Source organism: uncultured Limimaricola sp. (assembly GCF_964022235.1).
In the GTDB taxonomy this organism is placed as follows: Bacteria; Pseudomonadota; Alphaproteobacteria; order Rhodobacterales; family Rhodobacteraceae; genus Limimaricola.
Window position 1 is genome coordinate 1 of record NZ_CAXHZL010000021.1, and the last position, 26,126, is coordinate 26,126.

Here is a 26,126-nt window from a genome sequence, read left to right on the forward strand (position 1 = left end):
CACGACCTTGGCACATTGCGATGCCGTCGGGGGAGGGCGGCAACCATCCCATCTATCCTGAGGACTATGACACGTTGCTATGACAAGTATGGGTTCCGACTGTGCCTGATCAGCCGATCCCGCTCCATTAAAAGCCTTATTTCTAAGGACATCCTAGCGTGATCAGGATTGGAAGAGCGGTCTCGAAAACCGTTGAGCCTGCAAGGGTTCCCAGGGTTCGAATCCCTGTCTCTCCGCCATTACCCCCTGATATCGTTGAAGTGTTCGCGACATCGGCGGGGTTCATGTTGGCGCTCTCCAACTCTTCTGTTTGGAAAAGTTGTCACCCCACGACGACTTTTTGCTTTCCGACTGGTTTGAATGATGTGTCACACCCATTCGGTCCAGCCTCAGAAAAAAAGTCGACCGGAGGTCGGCGCGCAGGAGCGCATTGCTGTGCGGCCCTGTTGATGGCGTGGATGTCCCCTCCCGACGGTATCGCAATTTGTGACTGTGATATGCGTGAAGCCATCAATAGAGCCGCCGGTTGACGCCAGCGGCCGTGATCCGTGCGATCAGATCTTGGCACTCCTTACGATCTCTCCCACTCTGCGCCGCGAGGCGGGCCTTTGGCACCGCAGGGCGAGACACGAGGACACCCATGACCCTTTCGACCGAGACCGCCGCCGCGCTACGGGCGGTGACGACCGCGACGCTGACCACGATCCTTCTCAAGAAGGGGCTGCGTAATGTCTGGATCCGCGGCGCCATGCCGATGCGCGAGGGGGAGACGCGCGTCGTCGGCCCCGCCTTTACCTTTCGCTTCGTGCCCGCGCGCGAGGATCTTGCCACCCCCGCATCGTGGGGCAGCCCGATCTCGACCCGCGCCGCGATCGAGGAGATGCCCGAAGGCGCCATCGCGGTGATCGACGCGATGGGCGTCACCGACGCGGGCGTGTTCGGCGACATCCTGTGCGCGCGCATGGTCAAGCGCGGCGTGTCGGCGCTCATCACCGACGGGGTGATCCGCGACCGCGACGGGGTGATGGGCACCGGCCTGCCGGTCTGGGCACGCGGGGCCGCCGCCCCGCCCTCGGTCGCGGGTCTGACCTTCGTGGGCTGGCAGGAGACGGTGGGCTGCGGCGGTGTCTGCGTGGTGCCGGGCGACGTGATCGTGGCCGATGCCGATGGTGCCGTGGTGATCCCCGCGGCACTGGTCGAGGAGGTCACGGAGGAGGCGATCGAGCAGGAGCGCCTCGAGGGTTGGATCGTCGAGGAGGTCGAGCGCGGCGAAAAACTGCCCGGCCTCTATCCGATGAACGACGCGACCAAGGCCCGCTATGCGGCATGGAAGGACGGCCAGTCATGATCGCGGCCGAAACACGCGGCGTCTTTGCCATCGCCCCTACCCCGTTCCTGCCCGGCGGCGCGCTCGATCTGGCCTCACTGGGGCGGATGACCGAACGCTACCTCGGCTGCGGCGTCGACGGGCTGACGATTCTCGGCATCATGGGCGAAGCGCAAAAGCTGGAGCCCGAGGAAAGCCTCACGGTGGTCCGCGAAGTGATCGCGCATGCGAGCGGTCTGCCGGTGGTCGTCGGCATCTCCGCGCCGGGCTTTGCCGCGATGAAGCGGCTCTCGGCGGCGGCGATGGAGATGGGCGCGGCAGGCGTGATGATGACGCCCCCCGCCGCGATGCGCACCGACGATCAGATCGCGGGCTGGTTCGCGGGAGCCGTGGCGCAGATCGGGGGCGACGTGCCCTTCGTGTTGCAGGATCATCCCACGGCGACCGGCGTGGTGATGTCCAACACCGTGATCCGTCGCGTCGTGGCCGAGAACCCATCTTGCATGATGCTCAAGCACGAGGATTGGCCGGGGCTCGAGAAGATCTCGGTGCTGCGGCGCTGGCAGGCGGCGGGCGACATGCGGGCCCTGTCGATTCTGTGCGGCAACGGTGCACTGTTTCTCGACGTGGAGATGGGGCGCGGCGCCGATGGGGCGATGACCGGCTACGCCTTTCCGGAAATGCTGCGCCGGGTGGTCGACCTGTCAGCCACCGACCGCGACGCGGCACAGGACATCTATGACGCGCATTTGCCGATCCTGCGCTACGAGCATCAGCCCGGCGTCGGGCTTGCGGTGCGCAAGCATATCCTCGCGCAGCGCGGCTTTATCGCGCATGCCGATCTGCGCGCCCCCGGCGCGGGGCTGAGCGAGGCCGCGCGCGCCGAGGTCGACTACCTGCTCACGCGGCTCAAGGCCCGCGATCCGGGCTGCGGGCTCTAGGCTTCGGAGTCGTCGCGGCCCTTGAACCCGGTCGCGATGACGAATTTTTCGGAGCTGTCCGAGCGTGAGGCGGGCGGCTTCACGTTCTGCACCTTGTCGAATTTCTTCTTCAGGAGCTGCTGCAAGCTGCCTTCGGCCCCGCCCGCCAGCACCTTGGCGACAAAGGTGCCACCGGGGCTCAGCACGTCGAAGGCAAAATAGGCGGCGGCTTCGCACAAGGCGATGATGCGAATGTGGTCGGTCTGCTTGTGGCCCGAGGCCGAGGCCGCCATGTCCGACATCACCACGTCCGCCTCGCCGCCGAGCCACGACTTGACCTGCAGATCCGCATCGTCCTCCATGAAGTCGAGCTGGTGGATCTCGGCCCCCGCGATCGGCTCGACCTCTTGCAGGTCGACGCCCAGCACGGTTCCGATCTGCTTGCCCGACTTGGCACCAAGCGCGTTGACGCGCGCGACGGCCACCTGGCACCAGCCTCCGGGGGCGCAGCCGAGATCGACCACCCGCGCACCGGGCACGAGGAAGCGGAACTTCTCATCGAGTTCGAGGATCTTGTAGGCCGCGCGTCCGCGATAACCTTCGGCCTTCGCGCGCTTCACGTAGGGGTCGTTGAGCTGCCGCTCGAGCCAGAGCTTCGAGCTCATCTTGCGGCCGCGCGCGGTCTTGACCTTGACGGTCAGGTCGCGCTGCCCGCGCCCGGACGTATTTCCGGTGCCCGCGCCGGGCTTCTTGGGTGTCGTGGCCATGCCGAGGTCTCCTGATCAGAGACCCCGACTATGCCAAGCACACGGGTCAGGGCAAGGCCAAGCGGTATTGCGCCCCGGTTTCAGGCCCGCCGACGCCGCCGACCGCCGTCGCGCCCGCCGCGACCTTCGCCCGGAACGCCGGGGGGGCGGTTGAAGCGAATCCACTCGCCGCCCGATGGGTCGTTGTTGGTCAGGAAGTTCGCGGCGCGAATCGCGCTCATCTCGCCGCCGGGCTGGGCGCTGCGCGAGCCGATGCCCATCAGGCGGCAGAAGGTCTCGTCGTCCATCTCGTCGGGCACGACGATCCCCGCGGCCTCGAGCTCGGCCCTCTTCTCGGCGATCTTGGCGAGCGGCGTCGGCAGCGCGCATGGGTTCATGATCGCGCTCGTCATGCCGGAGGCCATTGCCATCGGCAGAAAGGCGTTGTTGATGCCGTGCCGGTTCGGCAGGCCGAAAGAGATGTTGGACGCGCCGCAGGTCGTGTTGACGCCCAGCTCATCGCGCAGACGGCGCACAAGGGCAAAGACCTGAAGACCTGCGGTCGCCATCGCGCCAATCGGCATCACCAGCGGGTCGACCACGATGTCATGCGCGGGAATGCCGAAATCGGCGGCTCGCTCGACGATCTTTTTTGCGACGGCAAAGCGCACGTCGGGATCCTCGGAGATACCGGTGTCGTCATTCGAGATCGCCACCACCGGCACGTTGTATTTCTTGACCAGCGGCAGCACCAGCTCCAGCCGGTCCTCCTCACCCGTCACCGAGTTCAGCAGCGGGCGACCTTGGGCCGCCGCCAGACCCGCCTCGAGGGCCGCGGGGACCGAGCTGTCGATGCATAGCGGCACGTCGACGAGGCCCTGCACCAGCTCGATCATCTTGGTCATGAGCGGCGGTTCGGTCTCGTTGGGGTTGGGGTTGGAGTTGTAGACCACGCCTGCGTTCACATCGAGCATCGTAGCCCCGCAGGCGACCTGCGCGATGGCATCCTTCTCCACGGTCGAAAAATCGCCCGCCTCAAGCTCGGCGGCAAGCTTCTTGCGGCCCGTGGGGTTGATCCGCTCGCCGATCACGCAGAACGGTTGATCAAAACCGATGATCGCGGTTTTCGTTTTCGATTCGACGATCGTACGGGTCATTCTCAATCCTTGTCATTGGCCGATCGGCCTGAAATCTCAGAGGGCGGCGATGCGCTGCGCAGGGTGTCGCGCGGCCAGCCATTCGGCGCTGGCGTTGATGCCGCCCAGCGGGAAAAGATGCGCCTGCTCCAATCCGAGGTCCGGCTCGGTCGCTCGCGCGCTCTCCAGTGCGGCGGCAATCTCGTCGGGCGCATAGGGCACGAGCAGGTGACTGACGTCCATCGCCCGTTTCTGCAACACTTTCAGCGAAGGGCCAACCCCGCAGGCCATGGCATATTTGATCAGGGTCTGAAGCTTGGCCGGCCCGGCTAGGCCAACATGCACCGGCAGGTCGATGCCGGCGGCGCGGATCGTGCGGGCCCAGTCGATCACCGGGGCGGCGTCGAACACGAACTGCGTGACCAACGCCGTCGCGGCGTCGGAGCGGTTTGCGAAATCCTGCTTCCAACGCAGCGCGTCGCGCACCACAGCATCGCCGCCGTCGGGATCGATGTCGCGGTTGCCCTCGGGGTGTCCCGCCACGTGCAACCGGGTGAACCCGGCGCGGTCGAATTCTCCGCTCTCGAGCAATTGCATCGATGAGTGGAAATCGCCGCGCGGGGTCGCGATGCCACCGGCCAGCACCAACGCCTCGGTGACGCCCGCCTCGCCTTGGTAGCACGAGATCCAGTCGGCGAGCTGCGCGCGGCTTTCGATGCTGCGGGCCGGAAAATGCGGCATGATGGCAAAGCCTTCGGCCGCGATGCGTTTTGCCGTCGCCACCATCTCCTCGATCGGCGTGCCGTCGATATGGGCGATATAGACGCGCGTGCCCGCGGGCAGGATGGCGGCAAAGCTGTCGACCTTGGCCGCGGTGCGCGGCATCACCTCGATCGAGGCGCGAGCGGTGAAGTCACCGCCCGGAACGGGCGCGGGCTTCGCGCGGCGGAAGGTCAGCAGGGACATCAGCACCTCCTTGAGGGCGCGCGTCATTCGCGCCCGTTGTTGTCGATCAGCGCCTTCAGTCGCGCCGTGTCGTATTCGGCCTCGACCCGCTCGGCCGCGACGCGCGCGGCCTCGTCGGGTTCGCCCTCGATTTCGCCCCATGGTGCCTTGCGCCACTCGGCGAGGTAGTCGTCGGTGCCCGCCGCCCCCGATTTCATCGCCGCGCGGTCGATCGCCTGCTCGAACCGCTCGGAGAGCTGGATCTTGGTGCCGCGCCGGCCGCGGCCGACGATCACCTGGGCGGGCATGTCGCGCCAGAGAACGAGCGTGATTTCGGGCATTGCGGGTCCTTTCCTCGCTTTCGCTGATATCGTGCCACGCCGCCCGGGCAGGGTCGGAATTCGACATCTTGGCCGCGTGGCGCGACGCCGCCCCTTGTCGCAAGTCGGGTGGGCCGCCGCCAGAGCGACGAATCGCAGAAATCCCCAAGATCGTGATGAGTCACGTTGCGGATCTCCGTGTCGCGGCGCTTGCGTGACGACGACGCAGCCCCTACCCTGAACCCAACTCGATATTGGAGGGCGTGTTCATGACGCCCATGCGTCCCGACGGTGCGGGCGCGTTCCCGAAAGCGGTGAGATCCCCCGCGCCAGACCCGGATCAGGCGACGCTCTATGCCGCGCTTGATCTTGGTACAAACAGCTGTCGGATGCTGATTGCCCAACCCAAGGGCAGCCAGTTTCACGTTGTCGACAGCTTTTCCAAGACGGTCCAGCTGGGCCACGGGCTCGAACAAACGGGCCGGCTTTCGCGTGCCTCGATGAATCGCACTATCGGCGCGATCAGAATCTGTCGGCAAAAACTGCAAAAGCATGGCGTTACCCGGATGCGGCTCGTCGCGACGGAGGCCTGCAGGCGCGCCAAGAACGGCCGGGCCTTTCTCGCACAGGTGCAGCGCGACACCGGTCTCAGGCTCGACGTGATCCGCCCCGAAGAAGAGGCGCGGCTCGCGGTGATTTCCTGTGCGCCGCTGGTGTCGACCAAGACCGAGCAACTGCTCGTCGTCGACATCGGAGGCGGCTCGACCGAGCTGGTCTGGATCGACCTCACCAATGTGCCCAAGCGCGAACGCCCGCGTGCGATCATGCGACTGCACTCGGGCTTTCATCAGGACCCCGGCCCCTTTGCCGCCGCCAAGGTGGTGGACTGGATCTCGGTGCCGCTGGGCGTCGCCACGCTGCGCGACCAGTTTCAGGACGTGGAAGACGACGCGGCGCGTTTTGCGCTAATGAGCTGGTTTTTCGAGGAGAATCTTTCGGGATTCGCGCCCTCGGCCTCCGAGCAGGCGCGCGAAGGCTTTCAGATCATCGGCACCTCGGGCACCGTCACCACCGTCGCGGCGAGCCATCTCGGGCTTCGGCGCTATGACCGCAACAAGGTCGACGGGCTGCGGATGACCAGCGATCAGATCGACACGGTGATCCGCGACTACCTCGCGATGGGCCCCGAAGGACGGCGCGACGATCCGCGCATCGGCCGCGATCGTCAGGCCCTCATCATGTCGGGATCGGCGATCCTGCAGGCCCTGATGCGCCTTTGGCCGACTGACCGACTCTCGGTCGCCGACCGGGGCCTGCGCGAAGGTCTGCTCTACGCGCAGATGAGCGCGGATGGCGTATTGGAGGACGGGCCCTACTAGGCCCGTCCCGCCACCTTTACCGATAGTAAAGCGAGCGCCCGTCGAGGAAGACCTGCACCTTTTCAGGCGCGGCCGAGAGGCGGACGTTGCGGCCGCGCAGGTCCGAATGGATACCCGGCAGCTTGGCGATCACCGGATCGGCGCCGTTTACCTTCTCGAAATACAGGATCGTCACCTCGCCCAGCGACTCGGTGAAGTCGACCTTGCCTTCGAAGATATAGGCGTCGCCCTCACTTGAGGTTTCAAGCAGGTCCTCGGGCCGCGCGCCCAGCTTCACGGCCTTGCCCATGTCCGCCTCGGTCGAGGGCGCGTTCGAGATCGCGACGCCGCCACCGTCCAGCGTCACCGTGGTCTGAGCGCCGGTGCCGGTGATCCGGCCCGGCAGCAGGTTCATCGCCGGCGAGCCGATGAACTGCGCCACGAACTCGTTTTCGGGCCGCTCGTAGAGCTCGAGCGGCGAGCCGACCTGTGCGATGCCCTTGTTGGCCAGCACCACGATCCGGGTCGCCAGCGTCATCGCCTCGACCTGGTCGTGGGTAACGTAGATCATCGTCGAGTCGGGCATCGATTCCTTGAGCTGGGCGATCTCGATCCGTGTAGCGACACGCAGCGCCGCATCGAGGTTCGAGAGCGGCTCGTCGAAGAGATAGACCTTGGGGTCGCGCACGATCGAGCGGCCGATGGCGACCCGCTGCCGCTGCCCGCCCGAGAGCGCTTTGGGCAGGCGGTCGAGATAGGGTTCCAGTTGCAGGATACGAGCGGCGTTGGAGATCGCGGCGTCGATCTCGGTCTTCGACTTCTTGGCCAGCTTCAGAGCGAAGGCCATGTTGTCGCGCACCGTCATGTGCGGATAGAGCGCGTAGCTCTGGAACACCATGGCGATGCCGCGCTGCGCGGGCGGCACGTCGTTGACCACCTGCCCGTCGATCTCGAGCGTGCCGCCGGAGATCTCCTCGAGCCCTGCGATCATGCGCAGGAGCGTGGACTTGCCGCAGCCCGAGGGGCCGACGAAGACGACGAGCTCGCCTTTGCCGATCTCCAGATCGATGTTCTTGAGAACCTCGACCGACCCGCCATAGGTCTTGGCCACGTTCTTAAGTTTCAGCTCCGCCATGGGTGTCCTCCCTGCCCGTCTCAGTCTGTCGGACGCTTCAGCGCCAGACAACTTTGCCATGGGCCGAGATGGATCAATCCATTCTCGGCCTTTGTCACCGTGCCCAGATCGGTACCGATCGGGGCCCACGCGCCTTCGGGAAGCGGCACATCGGCCGGCTCTTCGCCCAAGTTGAAAGCGCAGAAAATCGTTTCGTTCGCATCATGGCGCACGAAATGCACCACGTCGCCGCGCGAATGCACGCCGTCATCCGCGCCAGTGGCCAACACCGGGTGCGTGTGACGCAACGCGATGGCGCGGCGGTAGTGATGCAGGATCGCCTTCGGGTCGGCCTCCTGTTCGGCCACGGCGCGCGGCAGATGCGCAGGCGACACCGGTAGCCAAGGGCGGCCTTCGGAGAAGCCGCCATTGGGCGCGCTGCTATCCCAGGCGATGGGGGTGCGGCATCCGTCGCGGCCCTTGTATTCGGGCCAAAACTCGATCCCGTAAGGGTCCTGCAGATCCTCGAAGGCGACCTCGGCCTCCGGCAGGCCCAGCTCCTCGCCCTGATAGATGCAGACCGAACCACGCAGGCACATTAGCATGGTGGTGTAGACCCGTGTCGCCTCGGGTGTGAGCTTCCAGCGCGTCGGGTGCCGCTCCACGTCGTGGTTGGAATAGGACCAACAGGGCCAGGCGTCGGGGGCCGCGTGGCTCAGCCGGTAGAAGGTATCGGCGGCGGCGGCGGCGGTGAGGCGCGGCGGCTGCAGCATCTCGAATGGGTAGCACATCTGTACCTTGTCGCCGCCCGAGGTGTATTCCGCCATGATCTCGAGCCCGCGCTGCGCGTCGCCCACCTCACCCACGGCGGCCGCACCGTATGGCTCCAGCTCGGCGCGGAAGCGCCGCAGGAACTCAAGGTTCTCGGACTGGTTCTTGGAGTAGAGATGCTCCTGCCAGTTATAGGGGTTCACGCCGGGCGCGATGGAATCGTTGCGCCGCTCGGGCGGAAGCGCCGGGTTGTCGCGCAACATCTTGTCTGCAAAGTAGAAGTTGATCGTGTCGAGGCGGAAACCGTCGACGCCCCGCTTGAGCCAGAACCGCTCCACGTCGAGCAGCGCCTCCTGCACCGCGGGGGTGTGGAAGTTGAGGTCGGGCTGGCTGGTCAGAAAGTTGTGCAGGTAATACTGCATCCGCCGCCCGTCCCACTGCCAGGCGGAGCCGCCGAAGATCGACAGCCAGTTGTTGGGCGGCGTGCCGTCCGGCTTGGCATCGGCCCAGACGTACCAGTCGGCCTTGGGGTTGTCGCGGCTCGAGCGACTCTCGACGAACCATGGATGCGCCTCGGCGGTGTGCGACAGCACGAGGTCGATCATCACCCGGATGTTCAGCCCATGCGCCGTCTCGATGACGGCGTCGAAATCCGCCAGCGTGCCGAACATCGGATCGACGTCGCAATAATCCGAGACGTCGTAGCCAAAGTCCTTCATCGGCGATGTAAAGAAAGGCGAGATCCAGATCGCGTCGACGCCCAGCGAGGCGATGTGCGGCAGCCGCTTCACGATGCCGCGCAGGTCGCCGATCCCGTCTCCGTCGGTGTCTTGATAGCTGCGCGGGTAGATCTGGTAGATCACGGCCCCGCGCCACCAGTCGGGGTTGGTCGGCATGCGAGAGGCGTCGGCCGAGGCCGGAACAGAGACGGGAGAGTTCATCGGAAGGCAGTCCTCATTTCACGGAGCCCGCGAGCAGGCCGCGCACGAGGTATTTCTGCATGGCGAAAAACACAACCAGCGGAACCGCAATCGACACAAAAGCCGCCGTCGCCAGGATCTCCCAGTTGCCGCCGCGCGTGCCCAGAAGCTCGATGATCTGTTTGGTCATCACGGTGGTTTCGCCCGAGCTGTCGATCAGGAACACCATCGCGACAAGCAGGTCGTTCCAAGTCCACAGGAACTGGAAAATCGCGAAGGAAGCCAAGGCCGGAAAGCTTAGTGGCAGGATGATCTTGGTGAAGATCTGGAAGTCCGTGGCCCCGTCGACCTTGGCGTTTTCGATGATGTCGCGTGGCAGGCCGACCATGTAATTGCGCAGGATATAGATCGCGAGTGGCAGGCCGAAACCGGTGTGCGCAAGCCACACCCCCATGTAGCCCTTGCCGATGCCGATCTCGTTATGAAGCTTCAAAAGCGGGATGAGTGCGAGCTGAAGCGGCACCACCAAGAGCCCGACGATTGCCGCGATCAAGAGCGCGCGCCCGGGGAAATCCATCCAAGCCAGCGCATAGGCCGCGAAGGCCGCCACGAGAATCGGGATGATCGTGGCCGGTATCGACACCGTCAGCGTGTTGAAGAAGGCCTTGGACATGCCTTCGATGTTGTTGGGGTTGAGCAACATGTTGTCGTAGTTTTGCAGCGTGAACTCGGGCGCCACCTCGGCAGTGACGAACACGCGCTGGCCTCGGCCCGACATCTCCTCGACCGAGGTGTAGATGTAATCGCCGGTCTCCTCGACGGTGATGATCTCGCCATCGCCCATGTCGACCGTGTCGCCCGGCTGATGGGCGCCGACATCGCGCGAAGAGGTGCCGAACGCCGAAATGACCAGCGGCTCGTCCCCTTCGATCGCAAAGAGGTTGCCGGAGACGGTGTAGAGGCCATCGATCAACTCGGCCTCACCCGCTCCGGCGGTGCGCAGCGTCAGGTTCTGCTCGATGGGCATCATCGAACGCCACCACCCTGAGGACGAGATCTGATCGCCCGTGCGGAAAGAGGAGATCAGCAGGCCCAGCGTCGGGAAGACCCAGAGCGCCACCAGCGCCAGAACCGCGATATTGACCGCCCAAGTGAGCGCGGATTTCTTGCCGGCGATGTTGTCCATCAGCGCATCTCCTTGCGGGCGTTGTAGACGTTCCAGATAAGGATCGGCGTCACCATCAGCATGATGACCATCGCGCCCGCTGAGCCCACGCCCCAGTCGTTGGCGCGAAACAGCTTGTCATACATGTAGTTGGCCAGAACCTGCGTCTCCCACTGCCCGTTGGTCATCGCGAAAACGATGTCGAAGACCTTGAGCACGATGATGGTGATGGTGGTCCAGACCACGACGATGGTGCCGACGATCTGCGGCATCTTGATCTTGAAGAAGATCTGGAACGGGTTCGCGCCGTCGACGATGGCGGCCTCGACCGTTTCCTCGGGGATGCCGCGCAGCGCCGCCGAGAGCAGCACCATGGCAAAGCCTGTCTGGATCCAGACCAGCACGATCATCAGGAAAAAGTTGTTCCAGAACGGAATCGTGAGCCACGTTTGCGGCTGACCATAGGGGTAGTCGGCCAAAAAGACGGCGAGGGTCTGGCGCAACATCACGAAGACGATCAGCGCCATCAGCACAGCGCCCAAAATGCGCAGCGCGGCAAAGACCACACCGGGGCCGCGCCCGTCGCGCGCCAGAATCGGCCGCATCAGGGACCATCCCAGCGCCCCCGCACCTGCGGCAAGCGCCAGAAGCAGGATGCCGGGCACGAGCCGCAGCCAGATGAAGGAGCCGATGCCGCCGTCAAAGCCGAGCCAGACGGCATTCAGCACGCCGATCTGCTCCTGCCCCGCGGGGCGGGTGTCGTAGATCAGCTTGAAGATCACGGCGGCACCGACGAAGGAGATCGCCATCGGCATGAAGATCAGCGACTTGGCGATAGCGCCCCAGCGGATGCGGTCGGTAAGCTGGGCGGCCAGCAGGCCGAAGGCGGTCGAGGCGGCGGGCACCACGATCAGCCACAGCAGGTTGTTGTTGAAGCCTTCCCAGAACTTGGGCTCGCTCAGCATCTGGCGATAATTGTCGAGGCCCACGAATTCATAGCCGCCGCCGCGCACCCGTTCGGTGAGCGACAGGCGCAGCGTCTCGACCACCGGGTAGGCGAGGTAGAGGCCCAGCGCCAGCAGCGCGGGCGCAAGAAACAGCCAGGGGCGGATGATGTTGGCGCGGTTGATGTTGCGTCCGGCATTGGGACCGCGCGGCGGGAACAGCACCTTGTCGATGAAGATGTTCGAAAAATAGAAGTAGGCGATGCAACCGCCGACCCCGATCACGATGGTAAGCAATCCCTGTAGTGCCGGATTCATCGCGCCCTCCCAGAGGCTGATACAAAGAAGCGGCCACGACGCAAGTCGCGGCCGCTGAGTCTTATCGTTACACGCTTATTTAATGGCGTCCCAAGAATCCTGAATCTCGGAAGCCACATCCTCGGCGCTCTCGCCACCGGCGAAGTCGACCATGCCGGTCCAGAACGACCCTGCGCCGACGCCGCCGGGCATCAGGTCCGAGCCGTCGAAGCGGAAGGTGGTCGCCTCGAGCAGGATGTCGTTCATCTTCTTGAGCGTCGGGTCACCGAAGACTTCGGTGTTGACGGTGGTGAGCGGCGTCAGGAAGCCGGTCTGTGCCATCCAGATCTCGTGGGCGATCGGGGTTTGCAGCCATTCGATGAAGGCTGTGGTGGCGTCGGAGGCTTTGGTGATGCCGAACATCGTGCCCGCGCCCAGCACCGGCTGGCCGAGATCCTTTTCGGCATATGCCGGGAAGTAGAAGAAGTCGGCGTCCTCGCCCACGGAGATATCCTCGGGGAAGAAGGTCGGGATGAACGAGGCCTGACGATGCATGTAGCACTGCGGCGGGCTGTCGAAGAGGCCCTTGGGGCTGTCGCGGAAGTCGGTCGAAGCGACGGCGGCCTGACCACCGGCCACGAACTCGTCCTTGATGAAGTAGCCGAACTCCTCGATCGCGCCGACGACGGCCGGATCGTTGAAGGGGATCTCGTTGCTGACCCACTGGTCATAGGTCTCGGGCGACTGCGTGCGCAGCATCAGATCCTCGACCCAGTCGGTCGCGGGCCAACCCGTCGCACCGCCAGACCCCAGACCGATGCACCACGGCGTCTCGCCGTCCTCGACCATCTGCTCGGTGAGCGCCTTCAGCTCCTCCATGGTCTGCGGCACTTCGTAGCCCGCATCCTCGAAGTTCTCGGGCGAGTACCAGACCAGCGACTTCACGTCGGCCTTGTAGAAGAAGCCGTAGAGATCTTCGCTGTCGTCGGCGCCGGCGAAGGTTGCCAGATCCACCCAGGACTGACCTGCGGCATAGTTCTCGGCAACCCAATCACCAGTGCCTTCGGGCATCGGCTCGAGATAGCCCAGAGCGGCGAGGTCGCGGGCGAGACCCGGTTGCGGGAAGGCGGCGATGTTCGGGGCGGAGCCCGCTTCGGTGTCGATGCGGATCTGCGTCTCGAAGCCGTCCGAGCCCGTGTACTGCACGTTGGCGCCGGTCGCTTCCTCGAAATACACCAGCATCGATTCGACCAGTTCCTGGTCGCCGCCAAGCCAAGGGCCAAAGACGGTCAGGGTCTGGCCCGACAGGTCATGGCTCTCGGCGAACTCGTTGAAGCTGTCCCAGCTGAACGCGCCTTCGCCGATCGGAAACTTCAGCTCCTGCGCCGAGGCAGCGGATGCCAGCGCGATGCCAGCGACACCCGCGAGAAAAATGGTCTTCATGCGTTACCCTCCCGTAACAACGACCCCTTCCCGAGGTCGCATTTATGCTGTCGTGCGCGCAAGCATGAGCGGATCACGCCAAAGCGCTTTGGACATCGCCAACCTGTCGGAGCCCCTCTCTCCTGTCAATGGCTCATTCTGCGCTGAACGCGACGCAAAACATTGCAGTAGCGGATTGACTAGCCCAAAAACTGCGCTTTGACCTAGACCATGTCAGCGCGTAGGGTGAAGGTCGCTTCAAAAGCGCTTTGGACGGGACCGGGAATGAACCTCAAACAGCTCTCCGCCTTGCTCGAGTTGAGCCAGACCACGGTGAGCCGGGCGCTGAACGGCTATGCCGACGTCAGCGAAGCGACCCGGGCCCGCGTCCAAGCGGCTGCCAAGGCCCATGACTATCGGCCCAACACCCGGGCGCAGGCGCTGGCCACGGGACGCAGCCGCGTCATCGGCCATGTCATCCCCAAGATCAGCACCCACGCGATGGTCAATCCGATCTTCGCCGATTTCATCACCGGCGCGGGCGAGACCTATTCCCAGTGTGGCTACGAGATGCTGATTTCGGTCGTCGATGTCGCCGAGGAAGAGGCGGCTTACCGCTCAATGAAGCGGCGCGGCCTCGTCGACGGGCTGATCGTCTCGGCTCCGCGCATGAACGACCCCCGGATCGAACTGCTCGACGGCATCGGCCTGCCCTATGCGGTGCACGGCCGTGCGACCGGAACGGACCGGCCCTACAGCTGGCTCGACGTAAACAACCGCCGTGCCTTTGCACGCGCCACCGATTTCTTGATCGATCTGGGGCATCGCCGGATCGCGCTCATCAACGGTCTCGAGGCCATGGATTTCGCGCATCGGCGGCGACAAGGCTATGAAGAGGCCTTGCGCGCGCGCGCGCTCCTGCCCGATGCCGCTTTGATGCGGCAGGACGAGATGACCGAAGGCTATGGCTGGCGCGCAACGCGAGAGATGCTGGCCCTGCCCGATCCGCCGACTGCCTTTCTCGTCTCCTCGGTGATCTGCATGCTCGGCGTACGCCGCGCCGTCGAAGAGGCGGGGCTGACACTTGGGCGCGATGTTTCGGCCATCACCCATGACGACCAGCTGTCCTATCTGCGCGAGGACGGGCCGGTGCCGACCTTTACCGCGACACGATCTTCTGTGCGTGAGGCTGGACAGCGCCTCGCCCGGATGGTCATAGATCGCATCGACACCCCCGAGGCCCCGCATGCCCACGAACTGCTCGAGGCCGAATTGATCATCGGCCGCTCGACGGGTCCGGCCCCAAGATGAGGCGATGACGATGGATATCTCCCGCAAGGATTTTCCCGAAGGCTTTCTCTTCGGGGCGGCGACGGCGGCCTACCAGATCGAGGGACACCGCTTTGGCGGTGCCGGTCCGACCCATTGGGACAGCTTTGCCAAGGGACCGGGCACCGTGGTGCGCGGCGAGGATGGTGCCACCGCCTGCGATCATTACCACCGCTACGAGCAGGATCTCGACCTGCTGCGCGCCGGCGGCTTTGACGCCTACCGCTTTTCGACCTCATGGGCACGGGTGATTCCCGACGGCACGGGGGCCGTGAACGAGGCGGGCCTTGATTTCTACGACCGGCTGGTCGACGCAACGCTGGAGCGCGGGCTGAAACCCTTTCAGACGCTCTATCATTGGGAGCTGCCCTCGGCGCTCGCCGATCGGGGCGGCTGGGCCAACCGTGACACGGCGCTGGCCTTCGCCGATTTTGCCGAAATTATCAGCGCGCGCATCGGCGACCGCGTCGCCTCGACCGCCACGATCAACGAGCCGTGGTGCGTTGCCTGGCTCTCGCACTACCTTGGCCATCATGCACCGGGCCTGCGCGACATCCGCGCCGCCGCGCGCGCCATGCATCATATCTTGCTCGGCCACGGCCTCGCGGTCGAACGGCTACGCGGCATGGGACGCAAAGAGCTCGGCATCGTGCTCAATTTCGAACGCGCCCTGCCCGCGACGGAGTCCTCCGAGGATACCGCGGCCGCCGACATTCAGGATCAGATCTACAACCGCTGGTTCCTCGAGGCGATTGCTCATGGCCGCTACCCCGAAGGCGCCTTGATCGGTCTAGCGCCGCATATGCCGTCGGATTGGCAAGACGACATGGCGCTGATTTCTCAGCCGCTCGACTGGCTCGGCGTGAATTACTACACCCGCTCGCTGATGCGCGCCGCTCCCGACCAGCCCTGGCCCTCGGTCGTGTCGGTCGAAGGGCCGCTCCCAAAGACGCAGATGGGCTGGGAGATCTATCCCGACGGGCTGCATCACTTCCTGACCCGGGCACGCGACGCGCTGGGCGCCCTGCCCGTCTATGTGACCGAAAACGGCATGGCCCGCGGCGACAGCATCGAGGCGGGCGCGGTAGCGGACCCAGAGCGGGCCGGCTTCATCGAAGCCCATCTCAAGGCCACGCAACGCGCCATTGCCGATGGCGTCGATGTGCGCGGCTTCTTCTACTGGTCCTTGCTCGACAATTACGAATGGGCTTTCGGCTACGAAAAACGCTTCGGCCTCGTCCATGTCGATTTCCAAACACTGGAGCGCACCCCGAAGGCGTCGTACCACGCCCTGTCGTCCGCTCTCGCTCGCTGATCCGAAGGAACCCGCATGCCCCATCCCGACAACGCCTACTCCCTCGTCGCCGACATCGGCGGCACCAACACCCGCGTGGCGCTGGCCCGTGGCCTCGAGATCCTCGAAACCAGCATCCGTCGCTATTCCAACGCGGATTACGCCGGTCTCGAGACGGTGCTGCGACGCTACATTGCGGATGAGGGCGGGGTCGATTGCATCGGTGCCTGCGTCGCCGTGGCGGGGCCAGTGCGTGATGGCCGCGCGACGATGACCAACCTCGACTGGACCATCGACAAGAACGCCCTGACACGCGCGACAGGCGCCGAGACGGTGGCCATCCTCAACGACCTACAGGCGCAGGGCCACGCCTTGGGCCATGTCGCGTCGGACAATGTTCGCGAGATCATTCCCTTCCCTGACGCCTCTGTCCACGCGGCCAAGCTGGTGATCGGGGTCGGCACGGGGTTCAACGCGACGCCGGTGTTCGACACCGAAGACGGGCGCTATGTGACACCGTCGGAATCGGGGCATGTGAACCTGCCCGTCAACAGCGAGACCGACCTGCGCCTTGCGCAATACGTCTCGACGGCGCACGGGTTTCCGGCGGTCGAAGATGTGTTGTCGGGGCGCGGTCTCGAGCGGGTCTACGCCTGGCTTGGTGTCGAGGCGGGTGACCATGACGAGAAGACAGCCGCCGAAATCATGCAAGGCTGCACAGACCGCAGCGATCCGCGTGCGATCGAGGCGGCGCGGGTATTCACCCGGTTCCTCGGCACCACGGCGGGCAACTTGGCGCTGATCCAGCTGCCGTTCGGCGGAGTCTATCTGGTGGGCGGCGTCTCGCGCGCGATTGCCCCCTACCTGCGCGAGTTCGGCTTTGCCGACGCCTTCCGCGACAAGGGCCGTTTCGCCGGCTTCATGGGGAATTTCGGGGTTGCGGTGATCGAGGACGATTACGCCGCCCTGATCGGATGCGCGGCGCATCTGAACGGGTTGATCCTCCCCGGCACGGCGAGCTGACCTTCGGCGTGATCTCACGATTGAGCCATTCTTTTCCCGGCCAGTCGCGGCGACGTCGAAACATTGGCGGTGACGACACAGTGGGTGCCTGTGACAAAGCCGACCCCGTATGTCGGATCGGCGGCGCCAATCGGCAGTTCCGATACCCTTAGAGGCAAAGTTCGTTGCTGCCCCCCCAGGGGGTCAGCATGCTATTCGTGTCTGTACCGTCGCTGCCAGGTCGGTGAGCGAGAAGGGTTTTGGAAGAAAAACCGAGTTCGGGATTCTGGACTGTTGCTCGGCAAAGGTGTCCTCGGCATAGCCCGACACGAAGACGACCTGCGTGTCGGGGCGATCAACGAGCGCCTCGCGCACCCATGTCGGACCGTCCTTGCCAGGCATGATCACGTCTGTGACGAAGATATCGACCTCGAGATCGGGGTCCGACAGGATGGCAAGGGCCGCTTCCGCGTCCTCGGCTTCGAGCACCGTGAGGCCCCGCAGGCGCAATGCGCGAGCCGCGAAGGCGCGCACCGGCGCTTCGTCCTCCACCAAGAGCACCACGCCGTCGGCATGATGCGCCAGGGGTCCGGGCAAGCCCTCCCGCGCGGGGCGGGCCGGTTCCGCCTCACCGGCGCGGCTGGGGAGCAACAGCGTGAAGCAACTCCCCTTCTCAGGCTCGCTGTCGGCGAAGACATAGCCGCCACTCTGCTTGACGATTCCATAGACGGTCGACAGGCCAAGGCCAGTGCCTTCGCCGGGCCGCTTGGTGGTGTAGAAGGGCTCGAACACCTTGGGCAACTTGTCTGCGGGGATGCCGCATCCATGGTCCTTCACGCGAATCCGCACCCACCGCCCTGCGGGGACCATTGCGCGGTCACGCTCGAGCGGTGCTTCAAGCAATACGTTGTCGGTCTCGACCACAATCTCGCCCCCATCCGACATCGCATCGCGCGCGTTGACAACGAGGTTCATCAAGACCTGCTCGAGCTGGCGTCGGTCAGCGCGCACCTGCTTGAGATCGGGATCATGGTTGAGCGTCAGTCGCACCTTCTCGCCGACCAGTCGGTTCAGCAGATGCGTGAGATCGGATAGCGTGTCTCGCAGATCGAGTTGCTCAAGCCTCAGGTTCTGCTTGCGCGAATAGGCCAGAAGCTGACCAACAAGGCTGGCGGCGCGGTTCGCGTTCTGATGAATCTGGGTCAGGTCGCTGTAATCCTGGTCGTCCTTGTCATGTCGCAACAGCAGCAGGTCGCAATGGCCCGAGATGGCCGTCAGCAGATTGTTGAAATCATGCGCGACACCACCGGCGAGCTGACCAATGGCCTGCATTTTCTGGGCCTGCACGAACTGTGCCTCGAGCGATTTCTGCTCGGTCGCATCATAGAGCACCGCGACGATCTGCCCCTGCGCGTCGGCTTCGCCGAGCGTGACCTGCACAACCGTATCCTGCCCCGGGCCACGCAGCTTGAGAAACTGCGGGCCGGGCACGGCACGACCCTCCACCGCTTCTTCTAACCAGTCGCCCACCGGGCGGCCCAGCCCTTCGAGAAGGTCCGACAGTCGCGTCCCCGGCGCGGGCCGGTCTGGCAGCAGGGCGCAGGCCGCGCGGTTCGCCTCCACGATGCCCCCATTTCGGTCGAGCCGCAGCAACGGTACCGGTAGCCCTTCGATCCCGCTTCGGGTCCCGACATCGTCGCGTGACAGGCTTGCAGGCGGCAGGAAGTAAATCTCGCGCCGACCGCCGATTGCCGGTATCTCGGCTACGAGGGTTTCCACCGACCCGGCTTCGCCCGGAATGGACTGCACCTGTCCCGAACGGATCGGTCCCGGCCCGAACACCGCCTCAAGCGTCCGGGCCCGCCCCCCCGTCAGCGCGCGGCAGGCCTCGTTCATGTAGAGGATTGTTCCGGACGGCCCTGCCGTCAGCATCGGCAGGCCAAGCGCATCCGCGGCCCTGCCCGTGCCGGGTCGCTCTGCCAGGTCTTCGATCCGCCAAAGCATCGCGCCCCCGCCGAGACGGGTCACGGTCAGACGCAGATGCCCGCGCCGCGTCGCCACCATGTCCTGCACCGACCCCTCGCGGGCCGCACGCTGTCGCAGACGCGACAGGGTCGTCGCGGGTGTGGCAAAATGCTGGGACAGAGCCTCGGACAGGCTATCGCACCGCGCGCCAAACCGCTGCGAGGCCGCGAGGTTGCAGTCGAGGATCGTGCCTTGCGTATCGCTGAGAAATCCGGGCACCGTGTCGCGCTCTATGATCCGGGCACCCAGACGGACCAGATCGCGGCGTTGCCGGACCTGACGCAATCGGCGCCCCCAGAACAGCACCGCAACGCAGGCCAGCGTCGTACCAAGCAGCAGCAATGCCAGCGATGCGTGACCGTCCGGCGACACGGCCGCTGCCGCCAGCGCGACCGAAGCCGCGCCAAGTATGGTGGCAAGTTGCGCCGTACCCGGCAGAGCTTCACCATCGTCAGCCGCCATGGCCGGCAAGTCGAGTTCGACCACCTCTGCCTCCTCAGATGTCCGCGCATCCACTGGAGGTCAAAAATGCTAACGCCCGGTTAAACCGAGACGTCAGCTGCGCTCGAACCGTGCCATGAAAAAGCCGTCGCCAGAGGCGTTGGGAAGGAGCTGCATCCTGTCAGACAGACGCCAATCGGGGTGTCGCTCCAGAAAGACCGCGACGCCCGCGTCGTTTTCCTCGCGCAGCACCGAACAGGTCGCGTAGGACAGGCAACCGCCGGGGGCGACATGCCGCGAGGCGGTGTCGAGCAGCTCCGCCTGAAGCCGCGCGAGATCCACAAGCCCCGCGGGTGTCAGCTGCCATTTGCCGCCCGGATCGCGACGCCAGGTGCCGCTGCCAGAGCACGGGGCATCCACGAGGACATGGTCATATGTCGAAGCGTCCAGCCTCTCGGCCACCGCGATGCGCACTCCGGCCCGTGCGGCGCGCTCGGGGATGTCGCGCATCCGTGCGGCGCTGATGTCATGCGCCGTCACCGCTACCTTGGCACGCCCAGCAAGGGCGAGGGCCTTGCCACCGCCGCCTGCGCACATGTCGAGCACGGTTTGCCCGTCCTCCACCGGCAATCGCAGCATGGCGGCCTGCGAGGACGCGTCCTGAAGCTCGACCAGACCATCCGCAAATGCGCGTCCGCGTGTCATCGCCCGTTCGCCGGAAACGACCCGGAGCGCGCCCTCGACAGTGTCATGCGAAACAGCTTCAATACCCTCGGACGCCAGCGCACGGATCGCTGCCGGCGTGTCGCCTCGACGCGGGTTGACCCGCAGATACACCGGCGCGCGGTCTCGCAGCGTCTGAGCGGCGGCCCCGGCGTCGGGGCCCAGATCCGCCTCGAACCTTTCCCAGAGCCAATCCGGTAGATCGTGGCGCACTGCCTCGGTGGGCGAGACCTCGGGGCACGCGGCTTCGGCTGCCGACAGTGGCGCGGGGGCGTGGTCCTGCCCTGTGAAAACGAGGTTCAGATCATGGTCGGCTTGGCGCAGCATTCCGATCATGATTCCGCGCCCGGTCTCGGCCCCGCCATCATGGGCCGCCGAGCGACGCCGACGCCAGCCGCCGAACACGAGATCGCGGACGGCGGCACGATCCTTGGACCCCGCATAGCGGCTTCCGCGCGACCAGCGCAGCAGCGCCTTTTCGATCGGCATTCCGGACAGGCAGTCGTCGAGCACACCGATCGCGGCGGCCACGCGTGCGGCCGGAGTCATCGGCGCGACCTCGTCATCATGTGCTGCTTCATGTCGTGCATCCTGTTCCGGCGTGTCCGCCAAAGATACGCCTGACGGCTTCGGATCGCAGGACTACACCGCACTGATCCAAGATTGAAGACCGGGGGAGACCGGCATTCGCCCGCCTTCCCCCAAACCTTCACTCCGCCGGAGCCAGTGCCGCTTTGCCCGACGGCCTATCTTCGCGCGGCGTCGTCGGCAGGTGACGGCGACCGCGCTTTTCGCCCAGCATCAGCATCGCGGGCGTCACCACCAGCGTCAGCACCGTGGCCACCACGAGACCGCCGGCGATGGCCGAGGACAGCTCCGTCCACCACTGGGTCGAGGGCGCGCCGTAGACGATCTCGCGGGTGAAGAAGTTGATGTTCAGCCCGATCACCATCGGCATCAGGCCGAGCGCCGTCGTCACCGAGGTGAGCACCACTGGCCGCAAGCGCTGCGCCCCGGTGCGGATCGCGGCCTCGTAGGGCGACATGCCCGCCTTCTTCAGGTCGTTGTAGGTGTCGATCAGAACGATGTTGTTGTTCACCACGATGCCCGCCAGCGCGATCACCCCGATGCCACCCATGACGACACCAAAGGGGCGGCCCGTGATGATCAGGCCGAACAGCACGCCCGCCACCGAGAAGATGATCGCCGACATCACCACGAAGCTTTGGTAGAAGCTGTTGAACTGGGTCAGCAGGATCGCGAACATCAGGACGATCGCCGCCGCGAATGCGCCAACGAGGAAGATCATCGCATCCGCCTGATCCTGCGCCTCGCCGCCGAACGACCATTCGACCGTCTCCGGCAGATCGGCCGCCTCGATGGCACTGCGCAACTCTGTGATCTGATCGTTGACCAGCACGCCGGGTGCCACGTTGGCCTCGATCGACACGACCCGGCGCTGGTCGATGCGCTTGATGGTGCCGGTGCGCGGGCTCGGCTCGAAGGTCACGAAGTTCGCGATCGGCACCAGACCGGCGTTGGTCGGCACGCGTAGCGATTGCAGCTCCTCGAGCGTGCGCTCGTCGGACGGAAAGCGCACCCGAATGTCGACTGAGCCGTCGGCGTCCGAGGGGCGGTAGTCAGCCACGGTGATGCCTTGGGTCAGAAGCTGCACCGCCTGGCCCAGCAGCGACACGTCGGCGCCGAAGCGTGCGGCCTCCGAGCGGTTGACCCGGATGCTCCATTCCACTCCCGGCAGGGGCCGCGTGTCGGTGACATCGGTGAAGCCGCCGATGTGGTCCATCTCGCCGCGGATCATCTCGACCGCCGCGGCCTGCGCCACAGGGTCCGAGCCCCGGACCTCGATGTTGACGGGCTTGCCCGCCGAGGGGCCGCCCGAGGCGGTTTGCACCTGCACGTCGATGCCCGCGATGTCGGCCATTTCGGTGCGGATATCCTCGCCGATCAGCTCGGCGCTGCGGCGCGTGTCCCACTCGGTAAGCTCGAGCTGGATCGTGCCGATGATCTCCTCGTCGCCCTGCCCCGAGCCTGCGGTCGAGCGGGCATAGACGCTTGCAATCCCGGGCTCGTCGATCAGCCGCTCTTCAACCCGGCGCACGAGCTGGTCACGCTCGAAGATTGAGAAGTTGTCGCGGGCGCGGACCTGTACCTGCATGAAGTCGGGCTCGACCGAGGGAAAGAAGCTGACCCCGTTGCCGAACTGGCCATAGGCGCCGAAGGCCGCGAGCAGGAAGGCGAAGGCGAACATCAGCGTCGCCCAAGGCCGCAGGATCGCCTTTTCCAGCATTCGCACATAAGCACCGGTGAAGCCCTTGATTGTCCGCGGATCGCCCAGTTCGGCGGCGTGCAGCTTTCTCTTGTCGACGGCCGATTGTGGCGGCCGCTTGCCAATCAACCCGCCCACGACGGGGATGAAGATCAGCGCCATGAACAGCGAGGCCGACAGCGTCAGGATCACCGTGATTGGCAGGAACTTCATGAATTCGCCCGTGGTGCCCGACCAGAACAGCAGCGGGAAGAACACCGACAGCGTCGTCGCGGTCGAGGCGATGATCGGCCAGGCCATGCGCTTGGCGGCCGTCGCATAGGCCTCCTTGGGCGATGCCCCTTCTTGCAACTGGCGGTCGGCCAGTTCGGTGGTGACGATCGCGCCGTCGACCAGCATGCCGACCACGAGGATGAGCGAGAACAGAACCACGAGGTTCATCGTGAAGCCCATCGCCAGCAGCAACGTCACACCCGCGAGGAAGGCGCCGGGGATCGACAGTCCGACCAGCAGCGCCGAGCGGATGCCAAGCGCCCAGACGATGACGATCATCACCAGGATCACCGCGGCGATGACGTTGGCTTCGAGATCCGAGAGCATTGTCTTCACCTGCTTGCTCTCGTCCTGCATGTAGTTGATGTCGACGCTGTCGGGCCAGCCGGCCTGCGCCTCGGCCACGACCTGCTTCACTTCGGCCACCGTCTCGATGACGTTCGAGCCGATCCGCTTCTTGACCTCGAGCGCCAGCGCCGGCTGGCCGTCGATGCGGGCAAAGCCCGAGGGGTCGGCAAAGGTGCGGCGGATGGTGGCGACGTCGCCGAAGGTCACGACGGTGTCGCCACGCACCTTCACAGGCAAGGCCATGACGTCCTCGATGTCCGAGATCAGCCCCGGGACCTTGAGCACGATCCGTCCGGCACCGTTCTCGATGGCACCGGCGGCAATCAGGCGGTTGTTGCGGCTGATTTGGCCGATCAGCTCCTCGAACGACAGGTTGTAGGTCTCGAAGATCGTGGGATCGATCAACACCTCGAGCAGCTCATTGCGCGAGCCCGCGACATCGACCTCGAGCACGCCTCCCAAGCCTTCGATCCGGTCCTGAAGATCCTCGGCCAGCTGGTTCAGCGTCCGCTCGGGCACCGGGCCCGATAGGATCGCGGTGAGGATCGGGAACAGTGCGGTGTTGGTCTCGGTCACCACAATATCGCTCGCGTCGTCGGGCAGCTCGCCCGAGGCACGGTCAGCGGCCTCGCGCACGCTATCGAGCGCCTCGTCGGCGTCGAAGCCGGGTTCGAACTCCAGCATGATCGAGGCGTGACCCTCGCTGGCCGACGCCTCCATCTTCTTGAGGCCGGTGAGCGCCCCGAACTCGGTTTCCATCGGCTCGATCAAGAGCCGCTCGGCGTCCTGCGGCGCGATTCCTTCGAGCGTGGTGAACACATAAACCACCGGGATCGGGATCTCAGGCGAGCTTTCCTTGGGGATCGAGACATAGGACAGCGCGCCGACGCTGAGGATCGCGATCAGCGCGAGAACAATGACCCGGGTACGGCTAAAGGCGGCGTCGATCAGCCCGTTCATTGGATCGCCCCCTCATCGCGGCTCTCTGAGGCCCCCAGAACCATGGGCTCGGGGGCCATTTCGGCCACCGGTGTGGCCTCTTCGTCGGCGCGGGCATCGACCAACTCGCCGTCGTTCACGAAGCCCTGGCCGACGCTGATGATCCGCATCTGCTCGGGCAACCCGCCGATCCAGATGCCATCGGTCTGCGCCCGGATGATCTCGATCTTCCGAAACTCCACTCGCTGCTCGGCGTCTACTGTCTTGATGCCGAGCGTGCCGTCGGTGCCGAGCGACAGGATCGCGGGCGAGACGAAATGCGCGACCTGCTCGCCGGTGGCGATGCGGACCTGCGCGCTGATGCCAGCCGGGATCGCGCCGTCTGGGTTGGGCACTTCGATTTCGGCGGTAAAGGTCCGCGTCTGCGCGTCGGCGCTGCGTCCGACGAAGCGCACCACGCCCTCGGCGGTCTCGCCAGTGATGAAGGCGACCTGCGCCCTTTGCCCGGCCTTGATGTCGGCAAGCTGCTGCTGCGGGATCTGAATGGCGATCCTGAGCGGGGTGCTGTCGACGATGCGCGCCATTTCGGCGCCCGCGTTGACGAACTCGCCGTGCTCGATCCCGAGCGCCTCGATGCGCCCATCAAAAGGCGCGCGTACGATGGTGTCGCCAAGGGCCTCCTCGGCCGCCGTCACCGCCGCCTCGGCCGCCGCCAGGGTCGAGCGTGCCTGTGCCACGCGGTCGACGGTCGAGGTGCCGCGCTGAAGCAGGGTCTGGGCATTGTCGAACTCGCGCTGGGCGCGGTTGCGCTCTTCTCGCGCGCGCGTCAGATCGGCGTCGCCGCGGGTGGTCTCAAAGCGTGCGATCACGTCTCCGGCCTTCACCTCGGCGCCGCGTTCCACCGGCACCTCGGCGATTTGCCCACCGGTCTCAGCAAGGATCATCGTGTCGCGTTCGGCCAGCGCCTGCCCTTCGGCGGCGAAGACCTGTGCTACCGCACGAGCCACCGAGTCCTGCACCGCGACAGCAACGCGGCGTGGCGCTTCGGAGACGGCGTCTTGCGCGGTGTCGGACGCCTCGGGCTCGGACGGCAACACGACGCCGCTTCCCATCCAGCCGACCAGCGCCACGACGAGACCGCCGGCCACGTATTTGGACCGCGAAGAGCCAGCATCGTTGTCAAAGTCCAAGGGCGTGCGCCCCGTGTTAGCGCTCATGTCTGTCTGATTGGTCATGATCGATCTCCTGATGCCACGCGCAGATCCGCGCAGACGGAAAAAAAAATGCGGGCTGCTGCCGCGTGTCAGGGATGGCGCGCGCCGTCCTGTGCCGAGGAGATCGCCGCCTCCACCGCACGGTGAAACCGCGCATGCTCCGCAAGCCGGTGCCGCGTGTCATTCGCTGCCTCCGGCAAGGCGGGGATGATCGTCTCGAATTCGGCTCCCGCCGCCATTCGCCGACTTGCGAGCCATTTCGACAGGGCGGTCAGCACCGTCGGCGTCAGCTCGAACCTGTCCTGACGCTCGCCCAGGCGGGCGACGCGGCGGACCATGCCGCGGTCTTCGAGGAACCGCGCGCTCGTGCCGACGCTGCTCCGGCCAAGCTGCAACATCTGCATGATCTCGGAGGCCATCATCGGGCGGCCTTCGAATGCCAGAAGCGCGAACTGCCGACCCGCATTGCGCGTCGCCCCTTCCGATTGGGCCAGCACGCCCAACCGCTCGACAAAGTCGATGCGCAATGCGCTCAGGTTTGATCCACCGTGATCCATGTCCAGCGCCCTCCGGTGCCTTGGCTTGGCAGACATGTAGTCTCAACCCGGCGCTACGTCCATACATTTCAGAAAAAACTGAACGATCTATCCATAGAGCTGGGATTGATAGAGTTATGGTATGTATTATCCAGACCTACAGGGTTTTGGGGGTTCAAAGCCCGCACAAGACGCCTCTCTCATCGCAGACGATCCGCTCTACTGAGCTGCCTTCGGTTCTTGCGGTCGCGTCGCTCCCGCTTCCTTCTGCCCGCACATAGCCTTGGCAGCCTGCAACAAGCAGGGTCTACGCCGGAGCATCGGCAGGCT

General features: G+C 65.2%; 20 protein-coding genes. 6 read left to right on the forward strand and 14 right to left on the reverse strand.

Annotation, left to right across the window (positions count from 1 at the left end):
- Positions 1-640: 640 nt before the first annotated feature.
- Both AADJ02_RS18020 and AADJ02_RS18025 read left to right on the forward strand, forming a co-directional pair.
- Positions 641-1,348, forward strand: a complete 708-nt coding sequence (locus AADJ02_RS18020; protein ID WP_341214389.1) for a ribonuclease activity regulator RraA — start codon at positions 641-643, stop codon at positions 1,346-1,348.
- Positions 1,345-2,268: a dihydrodipicolinate synthase family protein gene (locus AADJ02_RS18025; protein WP_341214390.1), complete on the forward strand. Its 924-nt coding sequence runs from the start codon at positions 1,345-1,347 to the stop codon at positions 2,266-2,268. The genes AADJ02_RS18020 and AADJ02_RS18025 overlap by 4 nt, the downstream gene beginning before the upstream one ends.
- Here the strand turns inward: AADJ02_RS18025 and AADJ02_RS18030 are convergent.
- The 4 genes from AADJ02_RS18030 to AADJ02_RS18045 all read right to left on the reverse strand — a co-directional run bounded on the left by AADJ02_RS18030 (position 2,265) and on the right by AADJ02_RS18045 (position 5,415).
- Positions 2,265-3,014, reverse strand: coding sequence for an RlmE family RNA methyltransferase (locus AADJ02_RS18030; protein WP_341214391.1), 750 nt, complete (start codon positions 3,012-3,014; stop codon positions 2,265-2,267). The two genes, AADJ02_RS18025 and AADJ02_RS18030, sit on opposite strands and share 4 nt — an antisense overlap.
- A gap of 80 nt (positions 3,015-3,094) precedes the next feature.
- The gene (locus AADJ02_RS18035; protein WP_341214392.1) at positions 3,095-4,150 is read right to left on the reverse strand and encodes a methyltetrahydrofolate cobalamin methyltransferase; all 1,056 of its coding nucleotides are present in this window, start codon (positions 4,148-4,150) and stop codon (positions 3,095-3,097) included.
- 36 nt (positions 4,151-4,186) lie between these two features.
- Complete coding sequence (locus AADJ02_RS18040; protein ID WP_341214393.1) at positions 4,187-5,095, reverse strand: methylenetetrahydrofolate reductase; 909 nt, start codon at positions 5,093-5,095, stop codon at positions 4,187-4,189.
- A 23-nt stretch (positions 5,096-5,118) separates the two neighbouring features.
- The gene (locus tag AADJ02_RS18045; protein WP_341214394.1) at positions 5,119-5,415 is read right to left on the reverse strand and encodes a virulence factor; all 297 of its coding nucleotides are present in this window, start codon (positions 5,413-5,415) and stop codon (positions 5,119-5,121) included.
- Positions 5,416-5,663: 248 nt separating this feature from the next.
- Here AADJ02_RS18045 and AADJ02_RS18050 point away from each other — a divergent pair, with 248 nt between their 5' ends.
- Positions 5,664-6,773: a Ppx/GppA phosphatase family protein gene (locus AADJ02_RS18050; protein ID WP_341214395.1), complete on the forward strand. Its 1,110-nt coding sequence runs from the start codon at positions 5,664-5,666 to the stop codon at positions 6,771-6,773.
- A gap of 16 nt (positions 6,774-6,789) precedes the next feature.
- Here AADJ02_RS18050 and ugpC read toward each other — a convergent pair whose 3' ends face one another.
- The 5 genes from ugpC to AADJ02_RS18075 form a co-directional block, all read right to left on the reverse strand.
- Positions 6,790-7,887 carry a sn-glycerol-3-phosphate ABC transporter ATP-binding protein UgpC gene (ugpC, locus tag AADJ02_RS18055; protein WP_341214396.1) on the reverse strand — a complete coding sequence of 366 codons (1,098 nt, stop codon included), beginning with the start codon at positions 7,885-7,887 and terminating at the stop codon, positions 6,790-6,792.
- A 20-nt stretch (positions 7,888-7,907) separates the two neighbouring features.
- On the reverse strand, positions 7,908-9,578 hold the full coding sequence (locus AADJ02_RS18060; RefSeq protein WP_341214397.1) for an alpha-amylase family glycosyl hydrolase: 1,671 nt from the start codon (positions 9,576-9,578) through the stop codon (positions 7,908-7,910).
- 13 nt (positions 9,579-9,591) lie between these two features.
- On the reverse strand, positions 9,592-10,743 hold the full coding sequence (locus tag AADJ02_RS18065; RefSeq protein ID WP_341214398.1) for a carbohydrate ABC transporter permease: 1,152 nt from the start codon (positions 10,741-10,743) through the stop codon (positions 9,592-9,594).
- Positions 10,743-11,984 (reverse strand): sugar ABC transporter permease, encoded by a 1,242-nt coding sequence (locus AADJ02_RS18070; RefSeq protein ID WP_341214399.1) that lies wholly within the window; start codon positions 11,982-11,984, stop codon positions 10,743-10,745. Before AADJ02_RS18070 ends, AADJ02_RS18065 begins: the two co-directional genes overlap by 1 nt.
- Positions 11,985-12,059: 75 nt before the next feature.
- Positions 12,060-13,406 carry an ABC transporter substrate-binding protein gene (locus AADJ02_RS18075; RefSeq protein ID WP_341214400.1) on the reverse strand — a complete coding sequence of 449 codons (1,347 nt, stop codon included), beginning with the start codon at positions 13,404-13,406 and terminating at the stop codon, positions 12,060-12,062.
- Between the two features lie 264 nt (positions 13,407-13,670).
- Here AADJ02_RS18075 and AADJ02_RS18080 point away from each other — a divergent pair, with 264 nt between their 5' ends.
- Genes AADJ02_RS18080 through AADJ02_RS18090 form a run of 3 tightly spaced genes read left to right on the forward strand, consistent with a single transcriptional unit; the run spans position 13,671 to position 17,031 of the window.
- Positions 13,671-14,696: a substrate-binding domain-containing protein gene (locus AADJ02_RS18080; protein WP_341214401.1), complete on the forward strand. Its 1,026-nt coding sequence runs from the start codon at positions 13,671-13,673 to the stop codon at positions 14,694-14,696.
- A 10-nt stretch (positions 14,697-14,706) separates the two neighbouring features.
- On the forward strand, positions 14,707-16,029 hold the full coding sequence (locus AADJ02_RS18085; protein WP_341214413.1) for a GH1 family beta-glucosidase: 1,323 nt from the start codon (positions 14,707-14,709) through the stop codon (positions 16,027-16,029).
- 15 nt (positions 16,030-16,044) lie between these two features.
- The gene (locus tag AADJ02_RS18090) at positions 16,045-17,031 is read left to right on the forward strand and encodes a glucokinase (protein ID WP_341214402.1); all 987 of its coding nucleotides are present in this window, start codon (positions 16,045-16,047) and stop codon (positions 17,029-17,031) included.
- A 183-nt stretch (positions 17,032-17,214) separates the two neighbouring features.
- On the opposite strand, the gene AADJ02_RS18095 is transcribed toward AADJ02_RS18090, so the two are convergent.
- The 5 genes from AADJ02_RS18095 to AADJ02_RS18115 all read right to left on the reverse strand — a co-directional run bounded on the left by AADJ02_RS18095 (position 17,215) and on the right by AADJ02_RS18115 (position 25,817).
- A complete protein-coding gene (locus AADJ02_RS18095; RefSeq protein WP_341214403.1) occupies positions 17,215-19,521 on the reverse strand; it encodes an ATP-binding protein in 2,307 nt (768 codons plus the stop codon).
- A gap of 69 nt (positions 19,522-19,590) precedes the next feature.
- Positions 19,591-20,748, reverse strand: coding sequence for an RsmB/NOP family class I SAM-dependent RNA methyltransferase (locus AADJ02_RS18100; RefSeq protein ID WP_341214404.1), 1,158 nt, complete (start codon positions 20,746-20,748; stop codon positions 19,591-19,593).
- Positions 20,749-20,908: 160 nt separating this feature from the next.
- Complete coding sequence (locus AADJ02_RS18105; protein ID WP_341214405.1) at positions 20,909-24,067, reverse strand: efflux RND transporter permease subunit; 3,159 nt, start codon at positions 24,065-24,067, stop codon at positions 20,909-20,911.
- Complete coding sequence (locus AADJ02_RS18110; protein WP_341214406.1) at positions 24,064-25,281, reverse strand: efflux RND transporter periplasmic adaptor subunit; 1,218 nt, start codon at positions 25,279-25,281, stop codon at positions 24,064-24,066. Before AADJ02_RS18110 ends, AADJ02_RS18105 begins: the two co-directional genes overlap by 4 nt.
- 68 nt (positions 25,282-25,349) lie before the next feature.
- Positions 25,350-25,817 carry a hypothetical protein gene (locus AADJ02_RS18115; protein ID WP_341214407.1) on the reverse strand — a complete coding sequence of 156 codons (468 nt, stop codon included), beginning with the start codon at positions 25,815-25,817 and terminating at the stop codon, positions 25,350-25,352.
- Positions 25,818-26,126 lie beyond the last annotated feature (309 nt).

What these genes read in the sequence shown, in the direction of transcription:
- AADJ02_RS18040 (WP_341214393.1), bottom strand. Translation starts at nt 5,095, where the DNA reads ATGTCCCTGCTGACCTTCCGCCGCGCGAAGCCCGCGCCCGTTCCGGGC.
- AADJ02_RS18035 (WP_341214392.1), bottom strand. Translation starts at nt 4,150, where the DNA reads ATGACCCGTACGATCGTCGAATCGAAAACGAAAACCGCGATCATCGGT.
- AADJ02_RS18080 (WP_341214401.1), top strand. Translation starts at nt 13,671, where the DNA reads ATGAACCTCAAACAGCTCTCCGCCTTGCTCGAGTTGAGCCAGACCACG.
- AADJ02_RS18070 (WP_341214399.1), bottom strand. Translation starts at nt 11,984, where the DNA reads ATGAATCCGGCACTACAGGGATTGCTTACCATCGTGATCGGGGTCGGC.
- AADJ02_RS18075 (WP_341214400.1), bottom strand. Translation starts at nt 13,406, where the DNA reads ATGAAGACCATTTTTCTCGCGGGTGTCGCTGGCATCGCGCTGGCATCC.
- AADJ02_RS18105 (WP_341214405.1), bottom strand. Translation starts at nt 24,067, where the DNA reads ATGAACGGGCTGATCGACGCCGCCTTTAGCCGTACCCGGGTCATTGTT.
- AADJ02_RS18065 (WP_341214398.1), bottom strand. Translation starts at nt 10,743, where the DNA reads ATGGACAACATCGCCGGCAAGAAATCCGCGCTCACTTGGGCGGTCAAT.
- ugpC (WP_341214396.1), bottom strand. Translation starts at nt 7,887, where the DNA reads ATGGCGGAGCTGAAACTTAAGAACGTGGCCAAGACCTATGGCGGGTCG.
- AADJ02_RS18030 (WP_341214391.1), bottom strand. Translation starts at nt 3,014, where the DNA reads ATGGCCACGACACCCAAGAAGCCCGGCGCGGGCACCGGAAATACGTCC.
- AADJ02_RS18100 (WP_341214404.1), bottom strand. Translation starts at nt 20,748, where the DNA reads ATGACTCCGGCCGCACGCGTGGCCGCCGCGATCGGTGTGCTCGACGAC.
- AADJ02_RS18090 (WP_341214402.1), top strand. Translation starts at nt 16,045, where the DNA reads ATGCCCCATCCCGACAACGCCTACTCCCTCGTCGCCGACATCGGCGGC.
- AADJ02_RS18025 (WP_341214390.1), top strand. Translation starts at nt 1,345, where the DNA reads ATGATCGCGGCCGAAACACGCGGCGTCTTTGCCATCGCCCCTACCCCG.
- AADJ02_RS18115 (WP_341214407.1), bottom strand. Translation starts at nt 25,817, where the DNA reads ATGGATCACGGTGGATCAAACCTGAGCGCATTGCGCATCGACTTTGTC.
- AADJ02_RS18050 (WP_341214395.1), top strand. Translation starts at nt 5,664, where the DNA reads ATGACGCCCATGCGTCCCGACGGTGCGGGCGCGTTCCCGAAAGCGGTG.
- AADJ02_RS18060 (WP_341214397.1), bottom strand. Translation starts at nt 9,578, where the DNA reads ATGAACTCTCCCGTCTCTGTTCCGGCCTCGGCCGACGCCTCTCGCATG.
- AADJ02_RS18020 (WP_341214389.1), top strand. Translation starts at nt 641, where the DNA reads ATGACCCTTTCGACCGAGACCGCCGCCGCGCTACGGGCGGTGACGACC.
- AADJ02_RS18085 (WP_341214413.1), top strand. Translation starts at nt 14,707, where the DNA reads ATGGATATCTCCCGCAAGGATTTTCCCGAAGGCTTTCTCTTCGGGGCG.
- AADJ02_RS18110 (WP_341214406.1), bottom strand. Translation starts at nt 25,281, where the DNA reads ATGACCAATCAGACAGACATGAGCGCTAACACGGGGCGCACGCCCTTG.
- AADJ02_RS18045 (WP_341214394.1), bottom strand. Translation starts at nt 5,415, where the DNA reads ATGCCCGAAATCACGCTCGTTCTCTGGCGCGACATGCCCGCCCAGGTG.